Below are 20,981 nucleotides of genomic sequence, written 5' to 3'. Positions count from 1 at the left end.
AATAAGCTAACCTGCTTATTTCGAAATCTCTTTATTACGATCAGTAGCAGTTCCCTTTATCTTATGTCTTCTTACATAGTAGACATAGTAAATAAGAAAAAGAACTGAAGTTGTCATCCAGGTAATCGGGTAGCTTACTTCCACCATCTCTATAGTTCTGTTCACAGGAAATGCGATGAGTATCCAGGATACTCTGAGAAGGCATATTCCGCTTAAGGTAATAAGCATCGGCACCAGAGCTGATCCCATTCCTCTTAAGACACCGGAAAAAATCTCCACTCCAATGTACATAAAGTAAAATGGTGCAAGAAACTTAATCATTTGTATTCCTATATTGATAACATTTTCATCATTAACAAAGACATACAAAAAGCCCTTGCCCCAGAAATACAATACTATACTAAGAGGTATGGTAATAATTGAAGCAATTATAAATCCCTGCCTCGTGCTGCTGCGCACGCGGTCGTATTTGCCGGCTCCGAAATTCTGTCCCGCAAAAGTAGTTACTGAAGTTCCCAGAGAACTGATTGTCATCCAAAAGAGAACATCAATTTTTCCGTATGCCGCCCAGGCTGCAGTCGCATCCTTGCCAAACTCATTGATAGAAGCCTGGATCAGGATGTTAGAAAGGGTATACATAGTTGTCTGAACGCCTGCGGGAAATCCAATTCTAATAATTCTAGACAGCATCTGACCATCAATGCCTATTTCCCTAAGAATCAGTTTGTATGAATTTTCGCTGCGCATCAGCATCACTACGATTATCACTGCGCTTATGACCTGGCACATCACAGTGGCTACCGCTACTCCTATAACGCCCTGAGTGATACCAAGCTTTCCAAGGCCAAGTACAATAACAAAAAAGACATCTAAAACGATATTCACAAAGCAGCTTATTATCAGCACATACAGTGGTCTTTTGGAGTCACCGACTGCTCTTAAAATAGCGGCTCCCATGTTATAAATCAGGTTAGCAATCATCCCAACGAAGTATATCCTCAAATAGACCGTAGAGGCCTCAATTACCTCCACAGGAGTCTTCATAACACCAATTATCCAGTTCGAGATAAAAAAGCCAATAATGGTTATCAGAGCGCCTCCAGCGATGGACATGGCAATAGCAGTATGTACCGCCTTTTTAACTTCTTCTCTCCTGCCAGCACCATAGAACTGCGCTATAACTACAGTCGCGCCCGAGGATAATCCCATGAAAAATCCGACAAACAGGCTAACTACCATAGCGGCAGACCCGCCAACAGCCGCAAGGGCGTCACTTCCAACAGCCTTACCTACGATAATCGCATCTACCGTATTATAAAACTGCTGGAAAAAAGCCCCCAAAAGAAGGGCCCAGAAATATCCCAGCATATTCTTCCATATGGAGCCTTCGGTAATCTTATTTTTTTCTATAGTCTTCGTTTCGTTTCCCATATTTACACCATAGCACCCTAATCAGACACATACAATAAAGAAACTATAAAGCTTCAAGACCTGTTATCAGTTTCCTAATTCATAATAAAAAAGGATTATTCGTGAACCCACGAATAACCCTCTTATGCTGCGGATAACAGGACTTGAACCTGCACGGTCGCCCACTGGAACCTAAATCCAGCGCGTCTGCCAATTCCGCCATATCCGCATAAAAATAATGAAATCCCTATCTTCCTAAGAAGCTAGGGATTATTACTGAGACACGGGGGATTCGAACCCCCGACAACTTGATTAAAAGTCAAGTGCTCTACCACCTGAGCTAGTATCCCATATTTCATTGTAAAACAGCGACGTAGTAAATCCATCGCTTAGCTGGGCTAGCCGGATTCGAACCGTCGTATGCAGCAGTCAAAGTGCTGTGCCTTACCGCTTGGCGATAGCCCAAGATCGTAAGAGCTTAAGCCACATTTAGCTGGAGCTTCTACAATTATAATTTTATGCCATTTAAGAGGCATATTCAAGAAAAAACGCCGATTCTCATCGGCACTAATTCTCAGGGTGGCTAGAGGGACTCGAACCCTCGATCTCCAGAACCACAATCTGGCGCGTTAACCAACTACGCTATAGCCACCATATTTTTAGCTAAAATAAAAGTGTGCCCGAAGGGATTCGAACCCCCGACCCACGGCTTAGAAGGCCGTTGCTCTATCCAGCTGAGCTACGGACACACGGTTAAGTGAAATAAATTCACTAGAGCGGGTGATGGGAATCGAACCCACGTATCCAGCTTGGAAGGCTGGTGTTCTACCATTGAACTACACCCGCAAGTGTTGCGTTACGTTAGTCGGGGTGACAGGATTCGAACCTGCGACCCCCTGCTCCCAAAGCAGGTGCTCTAGCCAAACTGAGCCACACCCCGATTTGTTATTCGTTATTGCCTTTTGCCGTAACGCAAGAAGTATTATATAACGATTTGAGAGCATATGTCAACACTATTTTCACAAGTTTTTTTTCGTATTTATAAGTACTTTATTTCATATTCTATTTTACCATCATCATCGATGAAAAGCAGCAAATAGCTGGGTCTTCGGCCTTCCTGTCTTGGATAAGATAAGCTTCCAGGATTAAAAAGATATACTCCGTCAATTTCTTTTGCCACAGGTTTATGACTGTGTCCAAAAAGAATTATATCTGCTCCTCTAGCAATTCCTTCACTCTTAATACTCTCATAATCCATACTTACATAATAGTGATGTCCATGAGTTACAAAAAAGTTGTGACCATCCAGTTCAAATTCAAGCTCTCTATTGAGGTCGGAAAAGAAATCATTATTGCCTGCCACAAAATATACAGGGCAATTGGCCGCCAAAGCAAATTTTTCTTCTGAACCTTCAAAATCTCCGCAATGGATTATTCCATCCAAAGGCTCCTCAATATCAAGAACATCATAAAAATTCTGATCTCTTCCATGAGTATCACTAACCACAAGATACTTATGCATTGGTCCCAAGTTCCTTTCGAAGTACCTCTTCCATCTCCCTGAGAGCCTTGCCCCTATGGCTTATTGCATTCTTCTCATCAGCAGATAATTCAGCGCTGGTCTTGCCATATTCAGGGAGGAAGAAGATCGGGTCATAGCCAAAGCCATTGCTTCCTGCAATCTCATGAGCAATATGGCCTTCCATTTTACCTAAAAAGCTAAATTCCCTTCCATCAGGGAATACTGCGGAAATTGCACATACGAATCTTGCTGTTCTCTCATCCTCAGGCACTCCTTCGAGTTTATCGATAATAGCCTGATTCTTGATATCATAGGATGTATCTTTTCCCATATATCTCGCTGAATAAATACCCGGTTCACCATTTAAATAATCAACCTCAAGTCCGGAATCGTCAGCAAGAACAATACTGTCGTCCTGGGAATTACGTTTCTTAAGGCTTCCTTGAACTGACTTTGCTTTGATCATGGAGTTTTCAGCAAAAGTTGTTCCGGTTTCCTCTATATCGTCCGCAACACCTGCTTCAGCCATAGACAATATCTCCATGCCAAGATCCCCAAGTATTTTATGAATTTCTTTTAACTTACCCTTATTACCTGTAGCAAAAACTATTCTCATTTCATCTCCTCAAAAGCATCCATTATTCCCTGATATAAACCGGATGAAAGCTTCATTATATATGTCTTATCCTGTAACCTGTTGTGATCTGCGCTGCCATTTAAAGCACCAACAGAAACTTTTACAGCCGGAACCTTAGCCTGTGAAAGAATCGCATCATCCTCAAACTCCGGATAGATTCCTACTATTCCGGTTCCCGCGCTGCTCATACATGCATTTGCCAGATTTCCTGCAAATTCAGCATTATTAAGGCTTCTTAAAAAGAATTCGTCGTTATAATATGCCCTGATGCCATCAGCACCATCAGCATATGTATCAGCATCAATTCTAACCACCAGATCAGCCTCAGTATCCTCTATAAGTTTAAGCCTCTTGTCATCATCAGTAGATACATCTGACAACCTTGTGTAATAGAATTTAATGTCGTTGTTCTCATCCTTGTCAGTGGATGCCTTAAGCGCAAGTGCCACATTAAGCGCTATATCTTTTTCCGAAATTCTGTCAAAAGAACTGCCGGCCTCACTACCGCCACAAACAGGATCAATCACAACCACCCTATCATATTCCTCACTGGGTTTAAAAAACCTGACTTCGATAGTGCTGGATTCTGTTAAAGAGCTTTCATTTGCATATATGCCATCCAGCTTAAAATCAAGACAAACACTGCCGGTTTCATTCTCTGTAATGCAGATTGCATCCTCGAATATATCCAGATCGGAAACAACTGCATTATCAAGATAAAAACCTTCTTCCCTGCCATCGATGTAAATTCTGAGCTCATGATCCATATATCGGTCTTCCATAACGATATCATCTGAGCTTACACTCTTTGACAGAGGAATAGTGAGCTTACCGGCCTGCCTGTCAGATACATTTCTATCTATCAGAAGATTATAGGACTCGCTGCTAAACTCTCTGTCCACATCCTGACCTGCAGCATCGGTTATGAGAATATGCTTGGTGGCTGATCTATGTAACATCATAGTTACGGAAAGAACAGTAAATATCGATGCCCTTATCAGCATCTTTTTCATATCAGCATTATTCATTTATTCTCATCCATTCCTTTTAGGAGGTTTAGGTCCCATAAACTGGTAAAAATATGTCTTTATCATACCGTTGTATATCTTGCGGTTCTTATCAGCTTTTTTGCCAATATACTTCTCGGCCTGATCAAAGCCTGTTATCAAATACATAGACCAGGCATCAAGCTCTTTGTACCTTGCTCCAATGGTCTTGTAAAGTGCCGGCAATTCGCCCTGCTCACCGATTCTTTCGCCGTAAGGCGGGTTTGTTATAATAAAGCCGTATTTCTTACGATGGCTAAGATCAGCAATATCTCTCGCCTGGAAGTGAATCATATTCTCTACTCCGGCTTTTTTGGCATTGATTCTGGCTATTTCCACCATCTCAGGATCCAGGTCATAACCCTGGATATCTGTCTCCACACCGGTGTCAATTTCATCTCTAGCCTCGTCCCGGACATCCTGCCAGTTCTGAGGTGTAATAATGTGAGTCCAGCTCTCAGCAGTAAAATGTCTGTTCATACCCGGAGCGATATTTGCTGCCATCATTGCAGCCTCAATCGGAATCGTTCCACTACCACAGAAAGGATCAACCAAAATCCTGTCCGCATGCCAAGGAGTAAGCATTATAAGAGCCGCAGCCAAATTCTCAGCAATAGGAGCCTTGGATTCAAGTTTACGATATCCCCTTTTATGGAGAGAATCACCGGTTGTATCAAGAGCCACCGTAACTTCGTCTTTCATAATAAATACTCTGATAGGGAAGCTCTCTGCATCTTCCTTGAACCAGTCGGTATGATAGCTCTGCTTCATCCTCTCAACAATGGCTTTTTTAACAATAGACTGAATATCTGAGGGGCTAAAGAGCTTACTCTTAACGCTGGATGCCTTCTTTACCCAGAACTTACCTCTCTCAGGAATAAACTCTTCCCATGGAAGATTCTTAACTCCCTGAAACAGCTCTTCAAAAGACTCCGCATGAAAACTCCCAACCTTAATCAGAATTCTCTCAGCCGTTCTAAGGCAGATATTTGCGCGGCAAACCGCATCAGCGTCTCCTGCAAAGGTTATTCTTCCATCCACAGATTCAGTGATATCATAACCAAGATCTATTATTTCTTTCTTCAATACTGCTTCCAAACCAAAATGGCAAGGAGCTATAAGTTCCATCTTTTTCATAAACTGTTTTCTACTACCTTTTCACCAAAACAAAAACTAACTTACAATCCGTATCATTATAACATAAAAACGAGCTCGCTGATGTAATCAGCGAGCCCGCGTAATAAACCTTATTTCTTTACAACTGTAAGAATACCTTTTGCGTTAGCTTTATAAGTAACTCCATCTACTGTAAATGTACAATTAGTGTAAAGAACTCCGTTCTCATCAAGGTAATACTTGCTGAACCACTTTGTCATGAAGCCTCTAACCATAACTCCGTCTGATCCAAAGTAATATGTCTTATCACCAATTGTTACAAAGTTTGATGTTACACGCTGTCCATTTGCATTGAGGTAATACTCTTTACCATCAACTGTTACAATTGCATTCTTAACCTGAACACCGTTCTCATCGAAGTAGTATACAGCTCCCCACTTTGTCATGAAGCCGGTTACCATCACGCCATTTCCATTGAAGTAGTATGTCTTACCATCAACTGTAGCGTAATTCTGCTTAACAACAGCGCCCTTAGCATTTACGTAGTACTTGTTGCCATCTACTTCTACAATACTATTCTTAACCTGATGGCAATCCTGGTCGAAGAAGTACTGGGTTCCCCACTTTGTCATAAAGCCGGTTACAGCCTTACCGTTCTGGTCAAGATAGTAAGTATAACCATCTACAGTAGCGAAATCTGACTTAACCATTGCGCCATTAGACTTAAAGAAGTAAAGTGATCCTTCAATCTTATTAAGTCCTGTAAGTTTCTCACCATCTTCTGTTACAAAGTAAACTGTTCCCCACTTTGTAACAAATTCACCCTTAATTTCAGGTTCTTCTGGCTCTTCTTCCTCTTCATCTTCCTTAGCAGCATCAGCTGAACCAGAGATTTCTCTTTCGTCTCTAACTGCATCGTATGAGCCGTCAAGACCTGCTGCAACATCCTTAGACTCAATACCTGCCGCTGCAAGAGCTGCAAGACCTGTGTCTGAGAGTTTCATGAAGTCACCAAGGTTAATTGATCCGTCAGGAGCTCTTAAATATGCTGCTACTGCATATGGATCTGCAGGATTAGCATATGGAGCATTCAGTGATACAAACCAATCATCAGAAACCTTAAGGTCTTCGCTATTAGCGCTTGCGCCATCATTCCAGAAGAAGTTAAGCTTGCCGTAGATGTTGTTCTTATCCTGTGTTCCCTTAGCTTTAATATTCTCGTTTGTGCCAGTTCCTGTTGTACGGTATGAAATAACACCGTCTACATAGTAGTTAGTATTTGCTGTGTCATTTGTATAAAGAGCTACGTTGTTAGCACCATTATTGAATGACATTGAGTTGTAAACCTGGATATCCGGGCCAGAGTTAGAATCAATACCCTTAGCCTTGTTACCCCATGCTACAGAATTGATAAGCTTGTGAGGGCCTGACATGCTTGATCCGCCCATCTTAAAGCCGTTACCATTTCCTTCGTTAGTTCCATCTACTCCGTAACCGTTTGCAAATGCTACTGAGTTCTGGATTGTAACCTGACCGATAGAACCAGTCTCAACCTTAGCAAAGAGATCCCATCCATCATCTGCATTGTTGTATGCGATACATCCGTCAAATACAACACCATCGCCAACTGTAAGCTTAGCAGCAAATCCGTCTGCATCCTCATAACCAGCATCAGCGTTGCTGTATGATGTACAGTTAAGGATCAGATCATAACTTGGCCACTCGCTTCTGTCATCAGAACCAAGATATCTGCTTACCTGAAGACCTGTGTTGCCGTTCTCATAAGTACGAACATCTTCAATTGTGATATGGCTTCCTGATACCTGAATACCCTTAAGTGAGTTTCCAGAATGTGTACAGTCAATACCGTTTACATACCAGTAGTCACCTGCAAAGATGAATCCAGCGCACTTCTTATTGAAATCAAAGATTGCTCTTCCGCCTTCTGTTACAAGCTTTATTGGCTTAGAAGGTGTTCCATCAATACCTCTTTCAACAGTTACTGTCTTGCTCAAGCTGTATGTACCAGCCTTAACAACAATTGTCTGACCTGGCTGAACATACTTAACAGCTGTATAGATATCTACAGGATCATTTTCTGTTCCTGCTGCATCAAACTTACCGTCTACACTTACGTAAACCTTCTCATCATCGCTGATTGTGTCATATCTAACTGTATGAACAAATTCAGCTGCTTCATAAGAAGAAAGTCTCTGATACTGATCGCCGTCTGGGCAGAAGCTCTCGTCTGGCTTAAAGCTTACATTGAATGTGTTATCACCCTTGGCAAGCTTAACAACTGCGCTTACAACCTCATTAGCTGTTACTGACTGATTATCAACTACCGCCTTGCCCTTTGCATCTGTGATAGTAAGAACGCCATCAGCGTTACCAACATAGTTAAGAGTATACTTGGCAGTATTTGAATATGTTGCTGAAATCACCTTGTAACTTGGAGCTACATAAGTTACAGGTCTCTCCTCTGCAGGTTCATCATCAGCAGGATCGATCACTGTAAGTTCGATATTACTAAATGTTGCCTTAAATGTTCTTGACGCAAAGAATCCAACATAAACATTGTCTGCATCAAGCTTATTAAGAGCCTCTGTATCATAGAACTTCTTAACTGAAAGAACATTGTCATTCTCATCAAGATAGCTTACAAAGTATCCTGTATTGTTCTTCTGGATACGAAGTCTTATCTGAGTGAGAGGATTAGCTACTGTACCAACAACTGTTCCTGAACTTTCCTTACCAAACAGGTTATATGTGCCTGTTCCGTTAGGACCACAGCTTGTCTCGAGAGAGTACATGTGAGTTGAGAACTCGCCTGTAACAGTTGCTGTATCATTAGCTTCGAGGCGAGAAAGGTTCTCTTGTGTAACACCAGCCTTCTCCTGTGCACCAAGACCAAGCTTCATTGTAATCTTGTTAGGTGTTTCATCAAGAGTTGCAACCTGTTTGTCAGCATCATAGTAATACTCAACCTTAGTACCTGAAGCCATATATGAGTTATTCCAGAATACCGCGTTGTTGCCATTTACGCCAACTCTGTCGGCAGCCATAAGGCCGAAGCCTTCCTGACCATTTGTAAATGCCCATGTATCAATTGTAGCTGTTGCAGTAAGAGTAAAGTTCTTATCTGCAGGAATAGCTGTGTAGAAGAATGAAAGTCCGTCTGTAGAAGCAGGAACAATCTTACCCTTATTACCTGTATTCCATACTGTTACAGAACCATCATCATTTGCCTTATAGCCACAATTTGAACCCTTAGATACGCCCTGGCCAAATGCTGAGAATACCCACTCGCGCTCACCTTCAGATGTGATTTCAACGTCCATTGTGTTGGCCTTTGACTTATCATCTCCGCGAAGAGCCACAAGTGAAAGTTCATATACATGTCCAACATTGAGTCCAACAAATGTGTGTGAGTACTCAGTTGAATCATTATCAACAGCTTCTGTCTCAACTGTTGCCTTAACCATTGATGCTGCATCAGTCTTATCTGTTGCAACAAGTAAATAAGAAGTTGCTTCAGGTACTGAATAGAACTTAACTACTACAGTTCCTTCGCCCTTGTTTACAGCATTCTTGAATGCAGGTGCTGCAAGAGGAAGAACAAATGTAAATGCACTTGTTGCTTCGCTTGTCTTAACAGCTTCTTCGTCTTCGCGGCTAAGCTCTGCCACAAAGTGATAATCGCCGCTCTTTGTAGGAGCAAATGAAAGTGTAAACTCATCCTTCTCAGCAAGTGACTTAGCTGAAGCAATTTCCTTATCCTCAGCATCAAGCATCTTAACAACGAGAGAATCTCCACCGTCAAGTCCGATTACTGCATCAACTGTTACATCGATCTTGCCTGAGTCAGAAGAATTAAGTGCAACATTCTTGATAACAGGCGTCTTAACCTCAGACCACTCAGCTCTCTTAACTTCTACAGGAGCACCATCTGTAACTTCTACCTTGAAGATGTAGTTGTTACCTGTAGCACCGCCGAGATAATATGTTCCAGCTGCACCAGCCTTAAGAGTTGATGTGTAAGCTGAATTCTTAACTGCTGCTTCTTCTGAAACTGCAACCTGACTTCCGTTAGAATCAAGAAGTGCCATCTGGCGACCTGTGTCTCCACATGCCCACCATACCTTAACTGTTGCTTCATCAGCAGATGTAGTGAATTTAACTGCGTTCTTTTCTGTTGATACTGCTCCACCAAAGTTGATTCTCTGGCTTGATGTGTATCCATCGTCCCAAGTCTTTGTAGAAGAATCTACCTTAGACTTAGCACTGTAAACAAGTGTGAAGTACTCATCTGTACCAGCCTTCTCTGTCTCTCCATCAGCCTTAGCTCCTGCAGCAAATGCTGTAAGATCTGCAGACTCAAGAGTTGAAACAACAGGCTCTGCAGCCTTATCTTCAGTTACTACAACCTTGAAGATATAGTTATTGTTAACGACATTTCCGAGATAATATGTTCCTGCAGCATCTACCTTAAGAGTAGAAATATATGGAGCATTCTTGGTATATGTACCCTCTGTTACTGCCACCTTATCTCCTGCGCCGTTAAGGATAGCTATCTGACGGTTGTCATCTCCGCCCTGTGCCCACCATACCTTAACTGTTGCAGAATTGGATGTTGTGAACTTAATAGCATTCTTTTCTGTAGAAGCCACTCCGCCAAAGTTTACTCTAACACCTGATGTATACTCATCGTCCCAAACCTTGGTTGATGTATCCACCTTAGACTTAGCGCTGTAGATAAGTGTAAAGTAATCCTCCGTTCCTGCCTTCTGTGTATCTCCGTCTACCTTAGCCCCTGCAGCAAATGTATCAAGGCTTGAAGACTCAAATACAAATTCTGTAGTCTCAGAAGCAGGTGTTTCTGATGGAGCCGGAGCAGGAGCGTCCTGACTTGTTCCATCAGGGAAAGTAATATTCATATCATCATTGTGATCTGCAAATGGATCCCAGTCTCCAAGGAACGCTGCTACAGAAATAGCTGTGCCATCTGCAAGAACTGCTTCCTTAGGCTGCTGTACCCATGATGCACGTGCAGCACTATTATCTTCACCTGATACCTCAAATGTACCATACTCAACGCATCTTGCTGACTGTCCGCTAAGAGATGTGTTCCAACCTACAGGCTGAATAAGTGAAGTATTGGCATCTGCACTATAAGCTCCGTCCTTCCAGCTTGTAGCCTCAATAACTGTATCAAAGAATACTGCCTCTGATGTATTAGCAGCCCATGGTCTTCCGAACTGTCCAGGCTTGGAGGTGTACTGTGAAGCTGTATCAACACCTGGAGTTGTGCTCTTTACTGTACAGTTATACATGAGATAACCGCGGCTTGAGCTTGATCCCTGCTGAGGTGCTGTAATATAAGCTACATCATTCTTATCTTCGCTTGTGTTGAGAACAAGATCACACTTTGCAAATACTGCTGTCATTCCGCCAAAGATGTAGTCTGTTCCGCCATATACTGCGCAGTTATAGAAACCTGCTGTAGTTCCTACTGCTCCGTAAAGAGTATCCTGACGTCCGATAATACGGCATCCCTCAAAATACGCTTCCTTAGCTGATGCTGTAAGAGCAAGAGCTGCTGCTCTCTCAACATATTTCTTTTCCTGAACCTTTATGTCACCGGCTGACATAGCGCTTCTTGCTACAGTGCCCTCTTTTGCTGAGCTCTGAGCTACGATAACGTCCTCAGCTGCCTTCTGTGACATGTACTGGTTAAATGAGTTTTCAAAAATAATATTCTTAGCTTCGAATCCTGAAGCATTTACTACTACTGAAGCATTCCAGTAAGTAGCTGTACCTGAACCAGGATTGATTACAGATGCATATCCGTTAGCCTTGTTAGCCTCAAGAAGCTCTGCATCATACTTGTAATCGCTGCCCATGCTGTAGTATGTATAGCCATGTCCATAATACCAGGTAATACGTACTGCGTTGTCATCAATGTCAACGCCGCTGTTTACAAGTGTGTTTGTAGGGTTAGCACTTGCGTTTGCAAGAGTAACATTTGGAACGTCAACAACGAGCATTTCTTCGTAGTTGCCAGGCTCGATGTTAATTGTTACTCTCTCACCGTCTTTTCTGTTCATGAGGCGAACAGCTGCAATAGCCTCACCTACTGTAGCATAATCAGCCTTGTCAGATGATCCGACTAAAAGCTCTGACTTGTACTCTGTCTGATAAACAGTAGCAATCTTAGTAATATAGGAAGTTCCAAGAACTGTTATATCAAAAGTTCCTTTACCACCCTTGTAATCATAAGTAAATGTATCATTCTGGCTTGTTGATCCGCTCTTAACATTAACTGAAGCCTCAGATTCACTTTCAAAATAGTATGAATACTGATAGTTAGCTGTTACCTGAATCTGGCAAGCGCCCTTAACAGGAACGGAAATTGTTCCGGCACCTGAATAAAGGTAAGTTGCGTTGTGAGATCTTCCGTTTGTCCAGGACAGACCGTTGTAAGTTCCCTCTGTGGCTGTTGCAAACTTTGCTGCAAAAGCTGCGTCAGAGAAATCCCACTCTGTGATATCTGATGAGAAGCCAATTGTCTTGGAAACATCTGCACCCTTAACAATAAGGTTGCTTGTAAGTTTCTGAACATATGCACCGGAGTTAGTAACCTCAACTACATACTGACCATCTCTGAGAGCAATAGCATCAGTACCTGTAAACTCATATACATATCCATCAGCTACATAATCTTTTTCTACATCAAGTCTTGTGAATTTGAAGTTTGCCTCTGCAAGGTCTGAAAGTGTTGCTCCCTGTGGAACAATTGTTACCTTATATACAGGCTTTGCTTCGAAAACAATCTCAGCATCTTCAAGATCTTCAGCTACTGTCAGCTGTGTTGTTACAAGATCATAGTCATCAACAGCTGCATAAGATGCTGAAGCTGTATCTTCCTTGTCTGCTACAGTAACATCATATGTTACATCCTTCTGAAGCTTAACTTCATATTCAATAGCATCCTCTGAAACAGAAAGAGCTATCTCAGGAACATATACAGAATTCTTGTCCTGAGGAGTGAATTTGAATTCAGCAGCTGATGCAAATTTCTGCACATCCTCGTCTGCGATTCCTGTAAGTTTACCTGAAACCTGAACAAGGCTGATAGAACTTACAGTTACATTCATCTCTGAATCAGATGAGATATTAACAGTCTTGTCTGAAGAAATAACATACTCATCTGCGCCTGCAAGGCTCATCTCATAATCAAAGCCCTCTGCAAGTCTTGCTGTAAATTTGCCATCGGCAACTGTAGCCTTAACCTCATTACCATTAAGAGTATTCTTAAATACAAGGTCAAAAGAACCTGTACCCTCAAATCCCTCTACTGAACCTGTCAGATATGAATATCTGGCATGCTCACGAAGAACTCTGGCTACAACAAGCTTCTCATTTGCTGAGAAGATTTTGTACTGAGCTGATGCTGATGGATAGAATACCATCTTGGTCACAGTGCCACTGCCGTTCTGATGAAGAAATGCAGCATCATCACTTGAATCTTCCATGTTCTGGAAATGAACCTGTGAATCTGTACCATTACTTGCAACATAAGCAGTAACCACATCATCTGTCTGGCACTGAAGTGCTACATAAACATTCTCGTTGCCGCCCTTATTTGAATAGATATATCCGCTATAAACATTGCCATCCGCATCCTTGAGGCTCTTGGCATCATAACGGGTCAAAGCAGTGTTTGTTGTTCTAAGTCTGTGGGCAGTAGAATAACCACCATCTGCAAACACAAAATCCCCATCATCAACCGAGAAAGATGCAAGATTAACGCCTGTAGTACCGGCTGCTACTGAATAAAAACCGTTAATTGTCTCTGCGTCAAGTCTGTTATTGAACGCATCTCCAAGATTTTCTGCACCAAAATCCCATACGTCAGTCTTGGATTCATCGAAGTTTCTGCCTGATACTTCCTTTTCTTCCCCCTGATCAGACAAAGCCTCTTCTAAATCAGTTTTTTCTCCCTCGTTCTCTGGCTTGGCTGTAGATTCACCGCCTGCCTCAACTACTTCCTCTGAATCTGCTGTTGTTGCCTCAGATTGCTCTGTAGCAGATGAATCTGCCTCTGAAGAAGCAACGCTTGAAGCCTCAACTGACTCAGCTTCACTTACTTCAGATGTAGCCTCTGAAGAAGCTTCTGAGCCTTCAGCTAATGGCTCATAATTTTCTGCATAGGCTACGCCGCCCGGCAAAGCCGCAGAAAACGATGAAAGTCCCATAGCTGCTGACATCGCCAAAGCGCTAGCCTTGGTGAAAGCCTTGTGCCATCTCGTCTTTCTAATCATACTTGTCCTCCCAAAAATACTTGTAAGTTTATACTTTTTTAATTATGTAACCGCTTACATTAACATATGAAATGTGCCTTTATCTTAGCATATTCAGTTTGACGAAAACAAGAGAGAAATGTAAGTTTCTTTCATCTATTTCGCTCAAAAGTAAACAAAATTTCACTGGGATTTTTTGTATACTTTGCACAGATTATTCCTATCTTCATTCATGTTGAATCAAGTAAAAAAACTAATCGATAAAATGTATGCGGTTTCATGGGAATGATTTGAATTGTCAGATAACAGAAATGTATTAAAAAAATATAAAAAAATAGCACTCAGAAGCAAATCTGAGTGCCATTTTATTAGAAGTGTGCGTGACAGGATTCGAACCCACGACCTTCTGGTCCGTAGCCAGACGCTCTATCCAGCTGAGCTACACGCACAAGTCGCCTTCGCAACAAAATATATTATATGCATGAGCGCCATTCTTGTCAACAATTATTTTTCTTTTGCGCCGCCGGAATATACCTTGTCTGAATTTTCTTCAGCTTTGGTTTGGGCAACAAGCTTCTCCATATCTGGTCTTGCGAATTCAAAACAAGCAAGGATCTTGGGTGAAAAGACACCGCACTCGCCATTTTTGATCATATCGTAGGCCTTATCCACAGGATATGCAGACTTATACACCCTATCGCTTACAAGGGCATCATAGACATCGGAAATTGCAGTAAGCTGAGCCGCAATGGAATTTTCATCTCCCTTTAGGCCATCAGGATATCCGCCCCCATCATATCTCTCGTGGTGATGTCTGCAAATATCAAGACACAGTTCATAATATTCCTTATCCTGCACATCCTTGATCAGCTCAATAACCTCGCTTCCTCTTGTAGTATGCGATTTCATCATCTCAAACTCTTCGCTTGTAAGCCTTCCGGGCTTAAGGAGTATAGAGTCGGGAACAGATATCTTTCCTATATCATGCATAGCCGATGCCTGAGTAATCACATCTATAAGATGCGGATTCAGCCCCAGCTCCGGATAGTTGTTCATTGCTGTAAGAGCCAGTATTCTTACAAATCCTTTTATTCTCTTAAGATGGAAGCTGGATTCCATACTTCTGAATTCAACTATCGTAGCTATAGTATCAATAACTCTTTCATTACTGTACTTTAAGCGCTCTTCCTGCTTTTTGAGATACAGGAACTGCTTTTTAAGCACTCTTGTCTGATCATCTACCTGATCTTCAAGATTATTCTTGGAATCAAAGAGTTCTACAGTTCTTGAAACTCTTTTATCAACAATAACAGGATCGAATGGCTTATGAATAACGTCCGCAGCGCCTTTCTGATAACTGGTACGTTCCGCATCCGTAGAAGTATCCGCCGTGATCATAAGAACAGGGATAGAGTCATTGAGGTTATCCTTCTTTTGCATAGCCTCCAAAACTTCATATCCGTCCATTTCAGGCATGACAATATCAAGAAGAATGGCAGCAAGTTTATCTTCATTTTTCTCGATCATGGACATGGCTTCCTTGCCATCACCAGCCTCAAGAATTTCATACTTCTCCTTGAAGATCTCGCCAAGAATTCCTCTATTGATCTCATTGTCGTCAACTATAAGAATTGAACGATCAGCCATCTAAGCCTCCAATAAAACTGCGCCTATTATCTTTCAACAATAGCTGCGCAGCCCATTCCGCCGCCTACGCACAAAGTTGCAAGTCCCTTATGTACATTTCTTCTCTGCATTTCATATAGAAGAGATACCAAAATTCTGTTTCCGGAGCATCCAACAGGATGTCCAAGAGCAATGGCACCGCCATTTACGTTAAGTACGTCATTGCTAAATCCAAGATCATGCTGAACTGCAACTGACTGAGCTGCAAACGCCTCGTTTGCCTCAATAAGATCGAAGTCTCCGATTGTATATCCGGCTTTCTTCATAACCTTCTGAGTTGCTGCTACAGGACCGATTCCCATGATACTTGGCTCAACGCCTGCAAGTTCACCTGCGATCCAGGTTCCAAGTGGCTTAACTCCGAGCTCTTTAGCCTTTTCTTCACTCATTACGATGATTGCAGAAGCAGCATCGTTAATACCTGAAGAGTTAGCTGCAGTAACCACGCCACCGTCCTTTTTAAATGCAGGCTTAAGTCCTGAAATACCCTCTACGGTTACACCCTTTCTAGGGCCTTCATCTGTATCAAAAATAATTGTTTCTTTCTTTTTCTTGATTTCTACAGGAACGATTTCTTCCTTGAACTTACCTTCTGCAATGGCTTTTTCTGCCTTATTCTGTGACCAGGCTGCAAACTCATCAAGCTGCTGCCTTGTAAGATGCCACTGCTCCGCAATATTCTCAGCAGTGATTCCCATATGGTATCCGCCAAATGCGTCTGTAAGTGCGTCCTTGATCATGGCATCCTGAAGTTCTCCGGATCCCATTCTGTATCCATAACGGCCCTGCTGCATAAGATAAGGAGCCATGGACATATTCTCCATACCACCTGCAACAATGATATCTGCATCACCCATTCCAATAAGTTTAGCTGCCAGGTTTACACAGTGAAGACCTGATCCGCACAGTACATTTATTGTAGTTGCAGGAACCTCTACAGGAATTCCCGCATTGATTGCTGACTGTCTGGCTGGATTCTGTCCAAGACCCGCCTGGATTACACAGCCCATATATACTTCATCAACCTGCTCCGGCTTAACGCCAGCTCTTTTCAACGCTTCCTTAATAACGATTGCACCAAGTGCCGGTGCCGGAGTTGTGGAAAGTGTTCCACCCATTGTTCCAATCGCTGTCCTACATGCTCCCGCCAAAACTACTTTTCTTGCCATAACACCCTCCATAATTTTTTCTACGATACGCGGACCTTTTGGCCGCAGTACCCCAATAGTTATATAGATTATTTTATCACTTTACTGTTTCTTGCTCAACGAAACATTGTATAAACTCATTATTTCTGTAACCGAAGCGGAAGTTCCAAACCGTGCTCCGTCAAAAGAGCTTCATCAGAAAGAATATCCTTGCTGGCGCCATCTGCAATGATTCGTCCCTCATCCAAAAGAACCGTCCTCTCACAGGTATCCATAATAAAATCCAGGTCATGGGAAGTTACAATTTTAAGAGATTTAATCTCATTGAGAATCTTTATCAGATTCCTCCTGTTCCTGGGGTCCAGTGCGATAGAGGGCTCATCCATAATGATGATATCCGGCTCCATGGCCAGAATCGTAGCTATGGACGCAAGCTTCTTTTCACCGCCTGAAAGCTTATAGGTCTGTTTTTTGCGAAGCTCGGTAATATGCACCTTTTCAAGGGCCTCAGAAACTCTTTTCTCTACCTCTTCATCAGAAAGGCCATAGTTCTGTGGGCCGAAAGCCACATCATCTTCCACCGTCGATAAAAAGAGCTGACTGTCCGAATCCTGAAAAACATATCCAATATGCTCTCTTACATGATTCAGATTCTTTTTGTCCACAGTGTGCCCTGCAACTTCCAACACACCCTTATAGTCAAGGTAAAGCCCCACCAGGAGCTTCATCAGTGTAGACTTTCCAATGCCGTTGGCTCCTATAATTCCAATACTCTCACCGCTATAGGCCATAAGATTTATATCCGCCAGCACCTGCTGCTCTTTTTCATAAGCAAAGCTCAAATGTTCAATTCGAAGTATTTCACCCTGAACTCCGGTATGCATAATAATCTCCTACCACTTATAATCATCTTCCGCTGCAATTTATCACCCAAAAATACCTGAATGTCTGATAATCACAAAGATCACGCACCATATCAAAGGATACAAAACATCAGCAATTCGGATTTTCTTTTTCTTGATCCTGAAATCTCCGGTAAAGCCCCTAAGCAGCATGCTCTCATAGACAACCTCTGCCTTATCCATACTGCGAAGAAGCCACTGCCCAACCAACGTTCCCCAGGCCTTGTAATGTATACCGTTCTGGGAAGGGGCCCGAAGTTTATAAGCTGTCATTATCCTGTCTGCTTCAATTGCCATTACTCCAAAGTACCTGTAGATCAGCATTATGACAATTACTATAATCTTGGGAACATGGACCGCTCTAAGAGCATAGCAGATATCATCGATAGAGGTTGTAGCAATAAGGATATACACCGACAGCACGCTATAAAAACCCTTCAGCATCACCGTGAACATGGATATGATTCCTCCGGATACCTCCATGCCTGCAACCATCACTATGTTTTTGTCAAAAAAGGGATTAAAGATTCCAACGAACAGAACCAGTGGCAGGATAAGTCTCATACGGTAGAGTCCCTCTTTGAAGGAAAGCTCTCCCACAATAAAACCGAATATCGGATAAACAGACATAACAAATAGCGGAACAAGCGCATATTTGTCAAAAGAAACCACAGTAAAAATGTACAGAATGCTAAGAAGCAGCTTTCCCAAAGGATGAAGGTCATTCATCCAATGAGAACGCTGCTGTAAATTCTGAATTTTATTAAGTTCGCCTATGTTTTTTTCAATAGAATTCATACACTTAGCTTAGCATATTTCCAAGAACTTTTATATCTTAAGCTGCAGTTTCCTTTTTGCGGAAGAATCTGAAAGCATAGGATGCGCCAACGCAAACGCCTACTACCACAAGAGCTCCCACAATTCCGGAGAAGCTTGTTCCAACTGCTGACTCGCTGTTCTTAAATGCATAGTCAGGTAAAAGAGATGTTGTCTCCTGAATACCTGCTGCTGTCTCATAAGCTCCGCCCTGCGCCTCAAGCTCTGATGTTCCTGCTACCTGCTCCATAGACCACTCAAGGCCATCAGGGAATGCAGAAGCGAAAAGAGAAATTGCGCCGCCGCAGATAGCTGCTGCAACTGCGATAGCGATGATTGTTCCCTTGAAAGAAAGCTTGCCTTCCTTAACAGGCTCTTCTGACTTGCCAACGCCCCAAAGAAGCTCAGGTCTTGCCTCATGAACAAATATAAGAACTGCAGCTGTGATAAGACCCTCAACAAGACCAATTGCAAGGTGAATTGGCTGCATTGTTGCTACAAATACTGAGAATGGAAGCTCTGTTACTCCTGAAAGAAGTGTCTCGATTGTTACAGAGAAAGCTCCCATCTGAAGAGTCAGAACACATCCCAAGATAGATGCAAGTATTATCTTAGCTCTCGTTGCTCCTTTCGTCATGATAGGCTTCCATATCAGAAGTGCTCCCACAAAGCACCCATAAAAGGCCATATTCCATATATTACATCCAAGAGCCAGAAGTCCTCCGTCAGCAAATAGTAAACACTGAACCAAAAGAACTCCAATCATAGTAAGGAATCCTGCAAAAGGTCCAAGGAGTGCAGAAAGCATCATACCTCCGCAAAGATGTCCTGATGAACCTGTTCCGGGGATTGTAAAGTTCAGCATCTGTGTAGCAAATACAAATGCTCCCATTACACCCATTACAGGGATTTTCTTAGGATCGTTTTCCTCTCTTACTTTTTTAACAGAAACTCCCGCTGCTCCTGTTGATAAAACATACATTGTTCCAGCTACTGCTGGTGCCACAAGGGCGTCTGCCATATGCATAAAAAATGCCTCCTCCATACTATTTCTTTAGATTAAAATGGTGCGTTAGCACGCTGCCTGTCGGACCACAGGAAGCGCACCACACACCTTGGCAACATCATAAGTATAATCTACAGAAAATGGGGCCTACAAGCCCCCTGGGGGGATAAAATTTTACGCAATTTATTGACTAAATCCCCTTATCAGTTCCGTGAACCTTTAGTTTTTCTTGTGTTCCTCAAAAAGCTTTTTGATAGCCTCATCATATGGAGCACGAAGAACTCCGTACTCAGTAACAATACCAGCTATAAGCTCATTGTCTGTTACGTCAAAGGCAGGGTTATATACCTTAACTCCCTCAGGAGCCATGCGCTCCTTGTACCACATTTCAGTTACTTCCTCAGGCTTGCGCTGCTCAATGTTGATGTCATTACCTGTAGGAGTGCTGATATCAATTGTAGATGTAGGGGCACAAATATAAAAAGGCACACCATATCTCTTAGCTGCAAGAGCTACCAGGCTGGTCCCGATCTTATTGGCTGCATCGCCGTTGGCTGCCACTCTGTCGCATCCTGTAAATACTGCATTTATAGCACCACTCTTCATAAGTGAAGCAGACATGTTATCGCACAGGAGTGTAGTATCAATTCCTGCAGAATGAAGCTCATAGGCAGTAAGTCTTGCTCCCTGCAAAAGAGGCCTTGTCTCATCACAATAAACCTTGATATTCATGCCTTTTTCATGAGCAAGATACATAGGAGCTGTGGCTGTTCCGTACTTGCAGGCGCAGAGCTGACCCGCATTGCAGTGCGTAAGAAGTCCATATCCATCCTCAATGAGTGTTAAGCCATACTCACCAATTCTACGACACACATCGATGTCCTCAGTCTTAATGCGCTCGGACTCATCTCTCATTTCAGCTAAAATGCCCTTTAAATCATATTCTTTTGCCTGATCCAGGTTTACAGAACCATCCTCTGAAACTATAATATTGCAAAAGTCAAAGATATGACTCTGCATTCTCTTAAGTGCCCAGGAAAGATTAACAGCTGTAGGTCGTGAGGAATTAAGGAAATCACTCTTTTCCTGAAGCTCTTTAATAAACTCCTGATAGTCTGCTGCCTTTGAACTCTTCATAAGAAGGTAAATTCCAAATCCAGCAGTCACACCTATAGCCGGCGCTCCCCTTACCTGTAAAAGATAAATCGCATCCCAGATTTCCTGAGCTGTATGGAGCCTTATCATCTCAGTCTTACCAGGCAAAAGAGTCTGATCAATAATCTCTATGGCGTCGTCATCATCTTTAAGAGCCACTGTTTCGTAATCTAAAATATTAGCCATTATCCAATTCTCCCGTTGTATCTAAAGTTTATCCTTAATTATACGTGG

The 20,981-nt window shown here is 42.4% G+C and carries 12 protein-coding genes and 8 tRNA genes; all 20 read right to left on the bottom strand.

Annotation, left to right across the window (positions count from 1 at the left end):
* Nucleotides 1-15: 15 nt before the first annotated feature.
* The 20 genes from G613_RS0106990 to mtnA all read right to left on the bottom strand — a co-directional run bounded on the left by G613_RS0106990 (nucleotide 16) and on the right by mtnA (nucleotide 20,933).
* A complete protein-coding gene (locus G613_RS0106990) occupies nucleotides 16-1,431 on the bottom strand; it encodes an MATE family efflux transporter (RefSeq protein WP_029231978.1) in 1,416 nt (471 codons plus the stop codon).
* A 128-nt stretch (nucleotides 1,432-1,559) separates the two neighbouring features.
* A tRNA-Leu gene (locus G613_RS0106985) sits at nucleotides 1,560-1,639 on the bottom strand.
* Nucleotides 1,640-1,687: 48 nt separating this feature from the next.
* A tRNA-Lys gene (locus tag G613_RS0106980) sits at nucleotides 1,688-1,760 on the bottom strand.
* A 43-nt stretch (nucleotides 1,761-1,803) separates the two neighbouring features.
* Nucleotides 1,804-1,875: transfer RNA gene (locus G613_RS0106975), tRNA-Gln, on the bottom strand.
* 113 nt (nucleotides 1,876-1,988) lie between these two features.
* Nucleotides 1,989-2,062: transfer RNA gene (locus G613_RS0106970), tRNA-His, on the bottom strand.
* A 23-nt stretch (nucleotides 2,063-2,085) separates the two neighbouring features.
* A tRNA-Arg gene (locus tag G613_RS0106965) sits at nucleotides 2,086-2,159 on the bottom strand.
* A 26-nt stretch (nucleotides 2,160-2,185) separates the two neighbouring features.
* Nucleotides 2,186-2,256: transfer RNA gene (locus tag G613_RS0106960), tRNA-Gly, on the bottom strand.
* Nucleotides 2,257-2,275: 19 nt separating this feature from the next.
* Nucleotides 2,276-2,350 (bottom strand) — tRNA-Pro (locus tag G613_RS0106955).
* 99 nt (nucleotides 2,351-2,449) lie between these two features.
* Nucleotides 2,450-2,932 (bottom strand): metallophosphoesterase, encoded by a 483-nt coding sequence (locus G613_RS0106950; protein ID WP_029231977.1) that lies wholly within the window; start codon nucleotides 2,930-2,932, stop codon nucleotides 2,450-2,452.
* Complete coding sequence (locus G613_RS0106945) at nucleotides 2,925-3,548, bottom strand: XTP/dITP diphosphatase (protein WP_029231976.1); 624 nt, start codon at nucleotides 3,546-3,548, stop codon at nucleotides 2,925-2,927. Before G613_RS0106945 ends, G613_RS0106950 begins: the two co-directional genes overlap by 8 nt.
* Entirely contained in the window at nucleotides 3,545-4,597 is a 1,053-nt protein-coding gene (locus tag G613_RS0106940) for an N-acetylmuramoyl-L-alanine amidase family protein (protein WP_029231975.1), read from the bottom strand. Before G613_RS0106940 ends, G613_RS0106945 begins: the two co-directional genes overlap by 4 nt.
* 6 nt (nucleotides 4,598-4,603) lie before the next feature.
* Nucleotides 4,604-5,752, bottom strand: a complete 1,149-nt coding sequence (locus G613_RS0106935; protein ID WP_029231974.1) for a THUMP domain-containing class I SAM-dependent RNA methyltransferase — start codon at nucleotides 5,750-5,752, stop codon at nucleotides 4,604-4,606.
* A 110-nt stretch (nucleotides 5,753-5,862) separates the two neighbouring features.
* On the bottom strand, nucleotides 5,863-14,055 hold the full coding sequence (locus G613_RS17935; protein ID WP_029231973.1) for a pectinesterase family protein: 8,193 nt from the start codon (nucleotides 14,053-14,055) through the stop codon (nucleotides 5,863-5,865).
* A 354-nt stretch (nucleotides 14,056-14,409) separates the two neighbouring features.
* Nucleotides 14,410-14,483, bottom strand: a tRNA-Arg gene (locus G613_RS0106925).
* Between the two features lie 55 nt (nucleotides 14,484-14,538).
* The gene (locus G613_RS0106920; RefSeq protein WP_029231972.1) at nucleotides 14,539-15,681 is read right to left on the bottom strand and encodes an HD domain-containing phosphohydrolase; all 1,143 of its coding nucleotides are present in this window, start codon (nucleotides 15,679-15,681) and stop codon (nucleotides 14,539-14,541) included.
* Nucleotides 15,682-15,707: 26 nt separating this feature from the next.
* Nucleotides 15,708-16,889: an acetyl-CoA C-acetyltransferase gene (locus G613_RS0106915; protein WP_029231971.1), complete on the bottom strand. Its 1,182-nt coding sequence runs from the start codon at nucleotides 16,887-16,889 to the stop codon at nucleotides 15,708-15,710.
* Nucleotides 16,890-17,008: 119 nt separating this feature from the next.
* Nucleotides 17,009-17,752 carry an energy-coupling factor ABC transporter ATP-binding protein gene (locus tag G613_RS0106910; protein ID WP_029231970.1) on the bottom strand — a complete coding sequence of 248 codons (744 nt, stop codon included), beginning with the start codon at nucleotides 17,750-17,752 and terminating at the stop codon, nucleotides 17,009-17,011.
* 42 nt (nucleotides 17,753-17,794) lie between these two features.
* Nucleotides 17,795-18,568, bottom strand: coding sequence for a cobalt ECF transporter T component CbiQ (gene cbiQ, locus G613_RS0106905; protein WP_029231969.1), 774 nt, complete (start codon nucleotides 18,566-18,568; stop codon nucleotides 17,795-17,797).
* A 37-nt stretch (nucleotides 18,569-18,605) separates the two neighbouring features.
* Nucleotides 18,606-19,613 carry an energy-coupling factor ABC transporter permease gene (locus G613_RS0106900; RefSeq protein ID WP_029231968.1) on the bottom strand — a complete coding sequence of 336 codons (1,008 nt, stop codon included), beginning with the start codon at nucleotides 19,611-19,613 and terminating at the stop codon, nucleotides 18,606-18,608.
* Between the two features lie 198 nt (nucleotides 19,614-19,811).
* Entirely contained in the window at nucleotides 19,812-20,933 is a 1,122-nt protein-coding gene (gene mtnA, locus G613_RS0106895; protein WP_029231967.1) for an S-methyl-5-thioribose-1-phosphate isomerase, read from the bottom strand.
* Between the last annotated feature and the right edge of the window lie 48 nt (nucleotides 20,934-20,981).

It is taken from the genome of Butyrivibrio sp. VCB2006 (assembly GCF_000420945.1).
Lineage (GTDB): Bacteria > Bacillota > Clostridia > Lachnospirales > Lachnospiraceae > Butyrivibrio.
The sequence above is the reverse complement of the archived record's forward strand: the minus strand, read 5'-3'. Positions and strand labels throughout refer to the sequence as shown.